This window comes from Bartonella sp. TT121SHDZB (assembly GCF_042193415.1).
Lineage (GTDB): Bacteria > Pseudomonadota > Alphaproteobacteria > Rhizobiales > Rhizobiaceae > Bartonella.
This window is the reverse complement of sequence record NZ_JBHILR010000006.1, coordinates 47189-60533: the sequence shown is the minus strand read 5'-3', so window position 1 is coordinate 60533 and position 13345 is coordinate 47189. Positions and strand designations below refer to the sequence as shown.

The following is a 13345-nucleotide window of genomic DNA, read 5'->3' as shown; positions in this document are numbered from 1 at the left end:
TGAAATTGCAAAATTGTCCATTTTTGTGGATATTTTGTGTCAAAATTCATTTTTTAAAAATATTATAAAGGGCACGAATAGTTTGTGCTGATCCACCAATAGGGTACCCTGGTTTTTCTTTTGGAACCCACCCATAAAGGTCGAAATGCGCAAAATGTTCAGCTTTTTCAACAAAAGAATTAAGAAATAAAGCAGCTGTTATAGAACCAGCAAAGCTATTTCCAGTTACATTGTTAAGATCAGCAATTGGTGATGATAACATCTCTTGGTAAGGTTTCCAAAGGGGCATTTGCCAAAGAGGATCAAAGACAGCATGAGCAGATTCAGAAATTTGTTGTGCCCATATTGAATCATTACAATAAAATGCGGGAAGATCTGGTCCTAATGCTATACGGGCTGCCCCTGTTAAAGTAGCCATACAAAGCATGAATTGTGGACTTTCTTCATCACCATAGGTGAGTGCATCGGCAAGAACAAGTCGCCCTTCAGCATCTGTATTGCCTACTTCAACACTTAAGCCTTTACGACTTTTGAGAATATCGCCTGGTCGGTAAGCATTCGCAGAAATTGCATTTTCTACGGCTGGAATCAAAACACGGAGACGGAAAGGCAATTTTGCATCCATGATAAGTTTAGCCAATCCCAAAACGTTTGCCCCACCCCCCATGTCTTTTTTCATAAGCAACATGTTATTGGCTGATTTAATATCGAGTCCTCCAGTATCAAAAGTTACGCCTTTGCCCACCAACGTTATTTTAGGATGATGTTCTTGCCCCCAGAGTAACTCAATCAATCGTGGTGCAGTACTGCCTGCTCGTCCCACGGCATGAATCATTGGAAAGTTATGGGTTAAGAGATCATCTCCACAAATACTTTGGACATGAGCACCATAAATTTTCCCTAGTTGGCGAGTTTCTTCTTCGAGAGCGTCAGTGTTCATATCATTGGCTGGAATATTAATGAGATCACGGACGAAAAAGACAGCTTCATAAATTCGTTGGAGTTCATTAAGATCAACGGCCTCATTGACATGGATGGATAATGATTTGAAAGAAGAATTTTGACGATAGCGATTAAATTGATAGCTACCAAATGCCAATCCAAGATAGGTATTTATTTCATCAGAGGTTGTACCTTCTAAATGCCATTGACCAGCAGGAAGTTTTTGAGCAAGAACTCCTGTGATAAAAGGATCGTTACCATCGCCAATTCCAAATAAAACTTTTTTTAAATGCCCCGTTTCGTGAGGAACAAAGAGTATTTGTCCTGCTTTGCCAGTAAAGTCATTAACTTTTATCCATGCTGTTGTTGATGCATCAAGTGATAAGTTAGCAAGACTTCTTTGGTTTACCAAGATGATAGGGCAACTGTTATCGATACGCGTTGAGGTAAAATGAATGTGGTGGTGCTGCATAGTTATGAGATCCTTATAGTCGTCTAAGTGCGACATATTCGACCAAATGATTTTTTCCCTTTCGTAGAATGAGATTGGACCGTGGTCGTGTTGGCAATATATTTTCCTGTAAATTTTTTAAATTAATCGTTTGCCAAAGATCCTCAGCGATTTTTGAGGCTTCTTTTTCATTGAGGTGGGCATAACGATGAAAATAGGATTCAGGATTTTGAAAAGTTGTTTTACGCAAACGTTTAAAGCGCTCCAAATACCAGTGACGAATGACTTCTGTTTCGGCATCGACATAGATTGAAAAATCAAAAAAATCTGATACGAAAGGAATAGCTTTTCCATCTTTAGGAAGATCACTGACCTGTAATACATTAATACCTTCAACAATTAAAATATCAGGATGATCAATGGTAATTGTCTGATTTTCTAGAACATCATAGGTCATATGTGAGTAAAGTGGGGCACGGACATTTCCGATACCTGCTTTTATAGCCGAAAGAAAGCACAGCAGTTTTTTAATGTCATAGGAATCAGGAAATCCTTTACGATTCATACGATTTTTTTGCTGTAAGATTGCGTTAGGATAGAGAAAACCATCCGTTGTGATTAGATCAACTTTAAGACTAGATGTCCAACGTTTCAACAGTTCTTGAAGAATGCGAGCCGTGGTTGATTTTCCTACAGCTACAGAACCAGCAATTCCAATAATAAAGGGCGTTTTTCTACTCTCTTCTTGATGGAGAAACTGCTGACGTTTGTGAAAAAGTTCCTGTACTGCTTCAACATGGCATGATAACAGACGCGATAAAGAAAGATAAATGCGTTGGACTTCTTTAAGATCGATAGGATCATCAATAGAGCGTAGACGCTTAATTTCATCAAAAGTCAAAGTAAGGGGTGTGTCTTCACGAAACTCTGACCATTCTTGTGCAGTAAAAACACGATAGGGTGAATATCGGTCAGAAACGGATTTGACCAGATTATCTTTCTGATTAATTTTTTGTATAGTCGTATCAATCATTTGTATTTGTCGAGATTTTTTTGCAGCAGCAATTGATTAAGAGCAGACAGAAGAGCGGCTTTATTTTTAAATAAATTTTGTTTTGCATGCTCTCTTCTTTTAAGATAATAGATCATTTTTCATTAACTTACAGTCCAGTCATTCCAGTTTGCACGGATTTGTGCTAATGAGTGCCCTTGCGCCAAAAAAGCCCATAAAAGTAGACGCGCTTTTACGGCTGATAAATAACCAGACATGAGAGCACCAGAAGCAATCATATCGATTTCGGAGCCTTTATAGCCATAAGTTATACGAGTTGTTGAGCCATTACAACAACGACTAGCAATAATGATTGGTATTTTTTGTGCATATTGTTGTACAAGGTCTGCTTCTTGAAAACTACAGTGCCCCGCACCAAAACCAGCAATAACAACTCCAGCATAATACCCACTTTCAAGGCATAGTTTCATTAATTGTGCACCAGATGATAAAGAGGAATAGAGGAGTGCAATTTGATGATCATGGTTTTGGGGAAGATCAAACGTTTTTGGGAAAAATTTTCGATCATTGAAATAAATAAGTTTTCCTTCTAAAATAGTTCCTAAAACACCTGCAAGACCTGATTGAAATGTTTCAATTTTGACGGTATGGCTTTTATACAGCCAATAAGGTGAATGAATTGTGTCATTGATGACAACGAGAACGCCCCTGTTACGACTTTGTGGGGCTGCCGCGACACGAGTTGCTGCTAAAATATTAGCTGGTCCATCAGCGCCTGCTTCATGAGGCATACGCATAGCACCAGTTATAATGAGTGGTTCAGCTTCCTTCCAGTAAAGAGAAAGAAAAAAAGCTGTTTCTTCCAGAGTATCAGTACCTTGCGTTAAAACAATACCTTCTGCACCAGCGTTTATTTGTTGTTTTGCCCAAGCGATTATTTCAAAAAGAATTTTAAAAGATAAAGATCCACTTGGCATTTGTATTAATGTTTGTGCATGAATATCAGCAACGTCATTTAAATTAGGAACATTTTTTATGAGGTTATCTGAGGTTAAAGTCGGTTGCATGTGGCCAGAACTATCAGCAGTCATTGCAATTGTTCCACCTAAGGTTCCTATGGCTATTTTTTTCATAATTTTCCTCTAAAGGGTACAAACTGTTTAAATAAAGCTATTTAGCAGTAATTTACATTGACAACAATGATATCATTTTTTCAATTTTAAAAAATTGAGTGATGCTGAATCATTGTGTTTTTCTGTATATGTTCTTAAATAGGACAATAGTAATTGAGTTTTACATTGTATGAAAAGAAATCAATATTAAAAAGTAAAGTTAATATTAAGGAGTCTCCTTATGACAGAACATAAGCCAGATATAATGTATGGTACAACGATTATTACGGTACGAAAAGGTGGCAAAGTTGTGATGGCTGGCGACGGTCAGGTCTCTCTTGGACAAACGATTATGAAAGGCAATGCACGTAAAGTCCGTCGTCTTGGAAAAAGCGGAGTGGTTGTTGCTGGTTTTGCAGGTGCTACGGCAGATGCTTTTACATTACTGGAGAGATTGGAAACAAAGCTTGAGCAATATCCTGATCAGCTTATGCGTGCATGTGTAGAACTTGCAAAAGATTGGCGAACAGATCGCTATTTGCGTCGTCTTGAAGCGATGATGCTCGTGGCTGATAAGAAAGTAACTTTGGCTCTAACAGGGCTTGGTGATGTCTTAGAACCAGAAGATGGGGTTATGGCAATTGGCTCTGGAGGAAATTTTGCTCTTTCGGCTGCGCGGGCACTCATGGACTTGGATTTGGATGCAGAAACTATTGCTCGTAAAGCTATGGCTATTGCCGCTAAAATTTGTGTTTACACCAATGATCATTTTACGATTGAAACATTGGATGCAGAATTATCTTCTTTAGAGAAAGCTATTTAAATGTGTGTTGTATTTTCCCCTCGTGAGACTGTTTCAGAACTTGATCGTTTTATTATTGGCCAAAATGATGCCAAACGCTCTGTAGCTATTGCACTGCGCAATCGGTGGCGTAGGCAACAGCTTGATGAGCCGATGCGTGAAGAAGTTATGCCAAAAAATATTTTAATGATAGGGCCAACAGGTGTTGGTAAAACAGGAATCGCACGTCGATTAGCAAAACTTTCTGGAGCACCTTTTGTGAAAGTAGAAGCGACGAAATTTACTGAAGTTGGTTATGTGGGACGTGATGTTGAGCAAATTATTCGAGATCTTGTTGAAATTGCCATTTCTCTTGTACGTGAAAAGAAACGGGATGAAATAAAAGAAAAGGCTCACGTGAATGCTGAAGAGCGCGTTCTAGACGCCCTTGTTGGTAAAACAGCAAGTCCTGCTACCCGTGATAGTTTTCGTAAAAAATTGCGTGAAGGTGAATTGGATGAGAAAGAGATTGAAATTGAAGTAGCCGATAATAATAGCAATAGTGCTTCAACCTTTGATATTCCTGGTATGCCTGGGGCACAAATGGGTATTATGAATTTATCAGATATTTTGGGCAAAATGGGCAGTCGTACAAAAGTCCGTAAAACGACAGTAAAGGATTCTTTTAAACCGCTCATTGATGATGAATCTGAAAAACTCCTTGATCAGGAGCAAATTATTCAAGAGGCGCTTCGTGTTGCTGAAAATGATGGTATTGTTTTTATTGATGAAATTGATAAAATTGCAACCCGAGACGGTGGAGCAAGTGTTGCGATTTCGCGTGAGGGCGTTCAACGTGATCTTTTGCCTTTGGTGGAAGGAACAACAATTGCTACAAAATATGGGCAAATCAAAACAGATCATATTCTTTTTATTGCCTCAGGTGCATTTCATGTTTCCAAGCCATCTGATTTATTACCGGAACTTCAAGGACGTTTGCCCATCCGTGTGGAGCTCAATCCTTTAACAAGGGAAGATTTACGACGCATTCTAACAGAACCAGAAGCCAGTTTGATTAAACAATATATTGCTCTTATGGCAACGGAAGAGGTTCATTTAGAAATTACAGATGATGCAATTGATGCTTTAGCAGATATTGCTGTAGATTTAAATGCAAGGATTGAAAATATAGGAGCACGTCGTTTGCAAACAGTGATGGAGCGCGTTTTGGATGAGATTTCTTTTACGGCGCCAGATAAAGCTGGAACATCGTTTAAAATTGATGCTGCTTACGTAAGAAAATCTATTGGCGAGCTTGCTGCTGATATCGATCTTTCCCGTTTTATTCTTTGAAAGTTATTGCTTGTTTTGTTTATCTGCGTGCTTCGATAATTTTGAAACCATGGGCTTGTTCATGTATCAACACTGTGCGGAAAATATTTTTTAATAATGTTTCATAAGGCAGGTGGCGGTTTGCAACAAAAAGCAGACTGCCGCTTGGTTTTAAGCACTTTGCAGCATTTATAATAAAATTTTTTCCTAATGAAATATCTGTTGTTTGTTGTGTGTGAAACGGTGGATTTGAAATAATTGTATCATACAGATTTGTGACAGGCTCATGCACCAGGTCATGCCAATAAAAATGAATTGGAAAAGGAGCTGTTATGGATTTAAGGTGCCATTTTGCTGCTCTCAAAGCGTTGTAGTCTGCTTCATAAAGGTCTAGAGCGGTGAGTTTCTCACTTCTTTCAAGTGCAACGTGAGAAAGAAAGCCCCAGCCAGCACCAAAATCAGCTGTTTTTCCAGAAATAACTTTGGGTATATAAGAAGCAAGGGCAGCAGATCCTGGATCAATGCGACCGTGTGAGAACATACCAGAAGCGGTTTGAAATTTACCAAAAGTGAGCGGTGGTGAGCGCAATTGCGGAATGTTATGTTTCTCAATTTGTGGAGGAACTTGTAACCAAAATACAAGACCATGATTTTTAGATAATTTATTGGTGATGGGAACAATTGTTTTGACCCATTTCATCATTGAAGCAGCGCCAGCAGTTTTATTCCCACTGATTACAATCCATCCATTGGGTTTAACGCATTCTAATAAATCAAGAAAACAATTTTGGTTCAAACCACGATATTTGCTCAAATGTAAAAATGCACCATCATAGCTGAAGGTTTTATCTATTTGAGGAGAGCAGTGAAATTGAGTATCGACAAATTTTAAAAAATCTGGTCGCCAAGGCGTAATAACTTTTAAATTTTGTGCCCATTCTGGAGCTGGGATTTCTGTTAAACCAAAACTTAGCCAACACTGGTTTGGGTCAGGATACGGGAGTTCATGATTTTCAAAAGGCAAAAATAATAACACATAGGGCTCTTTCAAAGAAAAATGCCACTCCAATGTTGGGATGGCATTTCATGATACGATAAGAGGAAAAACTTACTCTTCTTGTTTCTTACGGCGGCGCTTATTTTCAGGTTGTTTTTTTTTATCCACGCACTTTTCTTCATTCATCGCTTTATCACCGGTGATTTCCTTTCCGGTTGTTTGATCAACGACCTTCATTGATAACCGAACTTTTCCACGCTCATCAAAGCCCATTAATTTAACCCAAACCTTATCACCTTCCTTAATAATATCGGTTGTTTTGGCGACGCGTTCTGATGCAAGTTGAGAGATATGAACAAGCCCATCACGAGAACCAAAGAAGTTTATAAATGCACCAAATTCTGCAGTTTTTACAACTGTTCCTTGGTAGATAGCACCAACTTCAGGTTCATCAACAATAGAATGGATCCAACGTTTTGCTGCTTCAATGGTTTTAGCATCAGCAGAAGCAATTTTAATGGTACCATCATCATCAATATTAATTTTTGCTCCCGTTTGTTCCACGATTTCCCGAATAACTTTACCACCAGAGCCGATAACATCACGGATTTTATCGACAGAAATATTCATAACTTCGATTCGCGGAGAAAATTCACTCAGCTCAGCACGTGCACTGGTTAAAGCTTTCGCCATTTCATTAAGGATATGGATTCGGCCACCTTTGGCTTGTTCAAGCGCGATTTTCATAATCTCTTCGGTAATACCATCAATTTTGATATCCATTTGCAAGGCAGTAATACCATTTTCTGTTCCTGCGACTTTAAAATCCATATCTCCAAGATGATCTTCATCCCCTAAAATATCAGAAAGAACAGCAAAGCGTTCTCCTTCTTTAATCAAACCCATAGCAATACCAGCAACAGGACGTGCGAGAGGAACACCAGCATCCATGAGAGCAAGTGAGGTTCCACAAACCGTTGCCATAGAAGAAGATCCATTGGATTCAGTGATTTCTGAGACAGCACGAATGGTATAAGGAAAAGATTCTTTATTTGGCAACATGGGGTGAATTGCCCTCCATGCCAATTTGCCATGTCCAATTTCACGACGACCAGGAGAACCAAGGCGTCCTGTTTCACCCACTGAAAATGGTGGAAAATTGTAATGGAGAAGGAACGTTTCCTTATACATACCCGTTAAGGCATCAACATATTGTTCATCTTCACCAGTTCCCAGTGTTGCAACGACAATAGCTTGCGTTTCTCCGCGAGTAAAGAGTGCTGATCCATGTGTACGGGGTAAAATACTTACTTCTGATTGGATTGGGCGCACGGTAGAAAGATCGCGTCCATCAATACGCTTTTGTGTATCAAGAATGTTCCCGCGAACAATTTTTGCTTGCAATTGTTTAAATACCGTTGCAATCTGATCTGTACTGAATTGACAGTCTTCTTCTGTTTCTGGCATAAATTTATTGATGATTTCTGTTTTTAGTGCATCAATTGCAGCATAACGTTCTTGCTTATCAGTAATTGTGTAAGCCTTTCGTATATCTTTTTCTGCCATTTTCTGCATCGCTTTTTCAAGTTCAGAAAGATCTTCAGGAACAAAATCACGAGGATCTTTTGCAGCAACTTCAGCAAGCTTTATAATGGCATCAAGGACAGGTTGAAGGCCTTTGTGACCAAACATCACGGCCCCCAACATGATATCTTCTGGTAATTCTTGTGCTTCTGATTCAACCATCAAAACAGCACTTTCTGTTCCAGCAACAACAAGATCAAGTTTTGATTCAGGCATTTCATCGATATGAGGATTGAGAACATATTGTCCATTACAATAGCCAACGCGGGCACCAGCTATAGGCCCCATGAAAGGAACCCCTGACAGGGTCAATGCGGCAGAAGATGCAATCATTGCAAGGATATCAGGATTATTTTCGAGATCATGCTGTATAACGGAAACAATAACTTGTGTATCATTTTTATATCCCTCAACGAAAAGGGGACGAATTGGGCGATCAATTAAACGTGAAACCAAAGTTTCATTTTCACTTGGCCTGCTTTCACGTTTTAAATAGCCCCCAGGTATTCGACCAACAGCATAGGATTTTTCTTGATAATTAACAGTGAGTGGAAAAAAGTCCTGGTCTGGTTTTGGGCTTTTGGCCGATACAACGGTTGCTAAGACAATAGTTTCTCCATAGGTAGCAATCACTGCACCATCAGCTTGACGCGCTATTTTCCCTGTCTCAAGGGTGAGAGGACGCCCGGCCCATTCAATTTCTATCTTGTGCGTTTTGAACATTTTTTATCCTTAATGACCAGTGTTTAAATCTTTGATTGCTTACATTCTGGTTGTGCATAGCATATTTGCAAATTCTGGGGTGGACAACAAATTACTTCCTTTGTTACGACGAAGAGAGCAGTAAATCGTATTAAATGTAAAACGATGAGCAGTCCTATCCCATAATAACTTATCAGTTTTTAAAATTTTTAATTAAAAGCAACACATTGAAAAAATAGGTGGTTTTTTTAATACCACCTCCATTTTTCTTTTAGCGACGTAAACCTAACTTCTTTATAAGTGTCTGATAACGATTTTGATCAACTCCTTTAAGATAATCAAGAAGGCGCCGGCGTTGAGACACCATCTTCAAAAGACCACGACGAGAATGATTATCTTTTTTGTGAGATTTAAAATGGTTTGTTAAATTAGAAATACGTTCAGAAAGTACAGCAATCTGTACTTCTGGTGATCCTGTATCACCAACTTTGTTTGCGTATTCTGCGACAAGAGCTTGTTTACGTTCAGCTGTAATCGACATCGTATTATCCTTTCCAAAAACGAAGAAACATAAAGTCACCCATAGCCGAGATGTCGTTCAGCAAGGGTCTATGAGAAAACAGGAAAAGTCGAAGACTCTTACCTATTTTCGTTCTTATATAGGAAAGAAGGTTAAAATACTAGTCCTTGACAGCATTTTGAAGTCTTTCTTTAAATAAAAGCTTTTGTTTTGAAATATTGATTTAAATAGAGTTTTATGAGAAGTTTTTAAAGAATTATGCATCCTTTTGATACAAAGATTATGAGCATGTATGTGGTAACAAAAGTGATAAATACCGATTTGGAGGGAAAAGATGCAGAGCATTTCAACGTTAAAACTTTTTCGTAATTCGGTATTTCGAAATTTATGGTCATCGACTCTTATTTCTAATTTAGGGGGGCTGATACAGGCTGTTGGAGCAGGGTGGTTAATGGCGTTGATTAGTTCCTCGCATTCCATGGTTGGGCTAGTTCAAAGTGCCACAACATTACCACTTGTTATGTTTTCTTTGATGGCAGGGGCATTAGCTGATAATTTTAATCGGCGTCAAATTATGTTGTGTGTACAGATTATGATGATGGTCATATCGATGAGTTTATCTGTTTTAGCCTATATGGGATTTCTAACACCTTGGCTTTTGTTATGTTTTACGTTTTTGATTGGATGTGGCACAGCTTTTTATAATCCTTCTTGGCAAGCAACGATAGGAGATATTGTGAGCAGGGAAAATATTCCTGCTGCTGTTAGTTTGAATAGTGTTGGCTTTAATTTGATGCGGAGTGTTGGTCCTGCTATTGGTGGTGCCATCATTGCAACTTTAGGGGCATCGGCTGCTTTTTTGTTTAGTGCTATAAGCTATATTCCTCTTATTGGTGCGTTATTTTTCTGGAAGTCGAATTATGAAAACAACTCATTACCACGAGAAAGGCTGTTAGGAGCTGTCTCAGATGGTTTGCGTTATGTTGCGATGTCACCTAATCTCTTAAGTATTATGGTTCGAGCGTTCCTTTTTGGTATAGGAGCAATTTCGATTTTAGCACTTTTGCCAATTGTTGCGCATAAAGTTCTTGGAGGAAGTGCCCTTCTTTATGGTACATTGCTCGGTTGTTTTGGGTTAGGAGCCATGACAGCAGGTATTATTAATGCAGTTGTACGGCATCATTTTCGTTCAGAAACAATTATTGCAAGTGCATTTATTGGTTTCGCCTTTTCTTGCTTTTTATTGGGAATCAGTCGTTCACTGATTATAAGCCATATTGCTTTATTTCCTGCAGGTTTATGTTGGGTTTTGGCCTTATCATTGTTTAATACATCTGTACAACTCTCTACACCACGCTGGGTTGTTGCACGTTCTTTAGCTCTTTATCAAACGGCATCTGCCGGGGGGATGGCTATTGGAAGTGCAATCTGGGGAGGTTTAGCTGATGGTTATTCTCCAACAATTGCTTTGAGCGTTTGTTCTCTATTCTTGATTTTTGGCGCTCTTGCGGGGGTAAAATTTAGCATTCAAGAAATTCCTCAGATAGATTTAAATCCTCTTGATCATTTTAGAGAGCCGGAATTATTACTTGACCTCAAAGCAAGAAGTGGCCCGATCATGATAATGATTGATTACCAAATTCATGAAAATGATCTTGAAGAGTTTCTCAAAGTGATGATGCGTCGACGCCATATTCGATTACGTGATGGTGCGCGTCAGTGGGTCCTGTTACGAGATCTTGAAAGACCTGAATATTGGACAGAGGCTTATCATATGCCAACATGGGTAGACTATTTACGCCATAATCATCGTCGTACAAAAGCAGATGCAGAAGTCAATAAGCGTCTGCGTCATTTAAATTGTGCTCCTAACGGTATAAGAGTGCACCGCATGATTGAACGCCAAACAATACCGCAAGCCAATGAGATGCTTTTAAAAGTTTCCTCTGATCATCTCCCTTAAAGTTAAAACAGTTTTTGTAAATATTAATTATGTTAATGTTATTTCGATTAATTTGTTAGCATAAGTACAATAACAAAAAATTGCTGTTTTAATAGTTAATTAATTGATTTATAATGATTATTTGCCATTTTCATGTTGAATGATAGTCTTAAAAATCTTAAGCTTTTCTCATTTCAAATCTGTTTAGAGTAAATCAGTCTACATCTTCGCTTGCACATTACAAACGAGGATTAAAATGTGAGTAAAAAACGATTGAAAAAGAAATAAAAAGCCACTTATGAATCTCTTGAAATGCAAGGATTGTTGCAACATTAAGAGGAAAAAGTGTGTGGTGGTGTTAGCTTATAGCACTGACTTAAATTTTGATATGAATACGGTAAGTATAGACAATGAAAAGCACCATATTTTTCTTAATTGATAGAGAAAAATATCTTTCCGCAAAAGGTGGTTGTGGAAAAGAATCGATTAAATTGAGAAAATCCGCTTTGGTTTAAATAGACTTTTGTCGAGAATGCCAATAGCAAGAAGTTGTTCCTTATAGAGGACACAAACTTCCTCTTCATCAAGAGGTATTTTATGATGATTCAAGAGGATAGAATGACCATTTATAATTCTCTGTGCTTGAGTTTCATTAAGAATATAGTGAGGGAGGCAATCCAATGCGGCGCTTGTGTCAATTAAGAGCTCATCGAGTGTTGAGAAGTTTTTTTCAAAAGAACGATTATTCTCATCTGTAGTGTTTTTATTTGGCGGAATAGCGGCTTTTAGTTCGTCCCATGTAATGAGGTCTTCTTCATCAAAAGGTGCAACGGCAATACGTCTTAAATCAGCAATATGTCCATAGCAACCGAGATCATGTCCCATATCGCGTGCTAAAGAGCGCACATAAGTTCCTTTTCCGCAGGTTATTTCAAAGACAGAATGCTCTTTGGTAGGCATTTCTAATAACTTGAAAGTTTCTATTTCCACTTCACGGGGCGGAATTTCAACAACTTCTCCTTCACGCGCTAAATCATAGGCACGATTTCCGGCAATTTTGATTGCTGAAAATTGTGGAGGTGTTTGTAAAATAACACCTGTATATTGAGGAAGAAGAGCAAGTATTTCTTCTTGTGTTGGACGATTGAGAGAAGTTTTCGTTATTTCTCCTTCTAGATCATCTGTTGAGCGCTCTTGCCCCCAAGCAATATGAAAACGGTAAGTTTTTTTGCCTTGCATCACATAAGGGACGGTTTTGGTTGCTTCGCCCAATGCAATGGGAAGGAGACCAGAAGCAAGAGGATCAAGTGTACCTGCATGTCCTGCTTTTTGTGCATGAAAAAGCCATTTGATTTGTGAGACAGCTTCTGTTGATTTCATTCCTTTTGGTTTATCAAATATGACCCAGCCAGAAACAGGGCGTCCCTTTTTTTTGCGTTGCCGTGCCATATCTCTAATCCTCATCTTTATCACTATGGTGAAGATCGCGCGCAACCTCAGGCGAGCGAAGGAGGGCATCAATTTTTGAAAAATTATCAAAGCTATTATCAAGTCGGAAACGCAGTTCTGGCATATATTTCATTTGTCGCAACGCATGACTGATTTCTCCACGGAGAAAACGATTATGTTTATTAAGTGTATCAATAACATCTGTATGGGAAGTCTTTTTAAGAGTGCTGAGAGGAGATACAAAGCAAGTAGCAATTTTTAAATCTGGTGACATGCGTACTTCAGAGATAGAAATGACAATATCTTTCAAGACATCATCAAGTAAAATACCACGCTGTAGTATATGCGCTACTGCGTGACGTACTTGCTCTGCTACTCTAAGTTGTCGTTGTGATGGCCCTGCATTTTTCATCAAAGTTTTATCCCTGCTACAAGACCTCTTTTTTAATCATCAAGATAAGGAAAAAAGAGACATTGTTTATAAAATCCAATCACTTTAACTCTGTCGTGAAATGAGGAAA

Annotated in this window: 11 protein-coding genes; 3 read left to right on the top strand and 8 right to left on the bottom strand. The window is 38.6% G+C overall.

Going from position 1 to position 13345, the window contains the following annotated elements:
• Positions 1–46: 46 nt before the first annotated feature.
• The 3 genes from ACFIKI_RS05100 to ACFIKI_RS05090 form a co-directional block, all read right to left on the bottom strand.
• Positions 47–1414 carry a M17 family metallopeptidase gene (locus tag ACFIKI_RS05100; RefSeq protein WP_375623015.1) on the bottom strand — a complete coding sequence of 456 codons (1368 nt, stop codon included), beginning with the start codon at positions 1412–1414 and terminating at the stop codon, positions 47–49.
• A gap of 13 nt (positions 1415–1427) precedes the next feature.
• Positions 1428–2426: a type I pantothenate kinase gene (gene coaA / locus ACFIKI_RS05095; RefSeq protein ID WP_375666076.1), complete on the bottom strand. Its 999-nt coding sequence runs from the start codon at positions 2424–2426 to the stop codon at positions 1428–1430.
• A gap of 122 nt (positions 2427–2548) precedes the next feature.
• Positions 2549–3538, bottom strand: a complete 990-nt coding sequence (locus ACFIKI_RS05090) for an asparaginase (protein ID WP_375666073.1) — start codon at positions 3536–3538, stop codon at positions 2549–2551.
• A 220-nt stretch (positions 3539–3758) separates the two neighbouring features.
• Here ACFIKI_RS05090 and hslV point away from each other — a divergent pair, with 220 nt between their 5' ends.
• Together hslV and hslU are read left to right on the top strand one after the other, a co-directional pair.
• Entirely contained in the window at positions 3759–4340 is a 582-nt protein-coding gene (gene hslV / locus ACFIKI_RS05085) for an ATP-dependent protease subunit HslV (protein ID WP_375623019.1), read from the top strand.
• Positions 4341–5651 (top strand): ATP-dependent protease ATPase subunit HslU, encoded by a 1311-nt coding sequence (gene hslU / locus ACFIKI_RS05080; protein ID WP_375623021.1) that lies wholly within the window; start codon positions 4341–4343, stop codon positions 5649–5651.
• Between the two features lie 19 nt (positions 5652–5670).
• Here hslU and ACFIKI_RS05075 read toward each other — a convergent pair whose 3' ends face one another.
• The 3 genes from ACFIKI_RS05075 to rpsO all read right to left on the bottom strand — a co-directional run bounded on the left by ACFIKI_RS05075 (position 5671) and on the right by rpsO (position 9454).
• Complete coding sequence (locus ACFIKI_RS05075; protein ID WP_375666070.1) at positions 5671–6666, bottom strand: class I SAM-dependent methyltransferase; 996 nt, start codon at positions 6664–6666, stop codon at positions 5671–5673.
• 72 nt (positions 6667–6738) lie between these two features.
• Positions 6739–8934: a polyribonucleotide nucleotidyltransferase gene (gene pnp / locus ACFIKI_RS05070; RefSeq protein WP_375666068.1), complete on the bottom strand. Its 2196-nt coding sequence runs from the start codon at positions 8932–8934 to the stop codon at positions 6739–6741.
• A 250-nt stretch (positions 8935–9184) separates the two neighbouring features.
• Entirely contained in the window at positions 9185–9454 is a 270-nt protein-coding gene (rpsO, locus tag ACFIKI_RS05065; RefSeq protein ID WP_005774142.1) for a 30S ribosomal protein S15, read from the bottom strand.
• A 313-nt stretch (positions 9455–9767) separates the two neighbouring features.
• On the opposite strand from rpsO, the gene ACFIKI_RS05060 reads away from it, so the two are divergent.
• Positions 9768–11396 (top strand): MFS transporter, encoded by a 1629-nt coding sequence (locus ACFIKI_RS05060; RefSeq protein ID WP_375666066.1) that lies wholly within the window; start codon positions 9768–9770, stop codon positions 11394–11396.
• Between the two features lie 465 nt (positions 11397–11861).
• Here the strand turns inward: ACFIKI_RS05060 and truB are convergent, their stop codons facing one another.
• Together truB and rbfA are read right to left on the bottom strand one after the other, a co-directional pair.
• Positions 11862–12824, bottom strand: coding sequence for a tRNA pseudouridine(55) synthase TruB (truB, locus tag ACFIKI_RS05055; protein WP_375666064.1), 963 nt, complete (start codon positions 12822–12824; stop codon positions 11862–11864).
• Positions 12825–12828: 4 nt separating this feature from the next.
• Positions 12829–13236: a 30S ribosome-binding factor RbfA gene (rbfA, locus tag ACFIKI_RS05050; protein ID WP_375666062.1), complete on the bottom strand. Its 408-nt coding sequence runs from the start codon at positions 13234–13236 to the stop codon at positions 12829–12831.
• Positions 13237–13345 lie beyond the last annotated feature (109 nt).

What these genes read in the sequence shown, in the direction of transcription:
- rbfA (WP_375666062.1), bottom strand. Translation starts at nt 13,236, where the DNA reads ATGAAAAATGCAGGGCCATCACAACGACAACTTAGAGTAGCAGAGCAA.
- coaA (WP_375666076.1), bottom strand. Translation starts at nt 2,426, where the DNA reads ATGATTGATACGACTATACAAAAAATTAATCAGAAAGATAATCTGGTC.
- ACFIKI_RS05100 (WP_375623015.1), bottom strand. Translation starts at nt 1,414, where the DNA reads ATGCAGCACCACCACATTCATTTTACCTCAACGCGTATCGATAACAGT.
- rpsO (WP_005774142.1), bottom strand. Translation starts at nt 9,454, where the DNA reads ATGTCGATTACAGCTGAACGTAAACAAGCTCTTGTCGCAGAATACGCA.
- ACFIKI_RS05090 (WP_375666073.1), bottom strand. Translation starts at nt 3,538, where the DNA reads ATGAAAAAAATAGCCATAGGAACCTTAGGTGGAACAATTGCAATGACT.
- pnp (WP_375666068.1), bottom strand. Translation starts at nt 8,934, where the DNA reads ATGTTCAAAACGCACAAGATAGAAATTGAATGGGCCGGGCGTCCTCTC.
- truB (WP_375666064.1), bottom strand. Translation starts at nt 12,824, where the DNA reads ATGGCACGGCAACGCAAAAAAAAGGGACGCCCTGTTTCTGGCTGGGTC.
- hslV (WP_375623019.1), top strand. Translation starts at nt 3,759, where the DNA reads ATGACAGAACATAAGCCAGATATAATGTATGGTACAACGATTATTACG.
- ACFIKI_RS05060 (WP_375666066.1), top strand. Translation starts at nt 9,768, where the DNA reads ATGCAGAGCATTTCAACGTTAAAACTTTTTCGTAATTCGGTATTTCGA.
- hslU (WP_375623021.1), top strand. Translation starts at nt 4,341, where the DNA reads ATGTGTGTTGTATTTTCCCCTCGTGAGACTGTTTCAGAACTTGATCGT.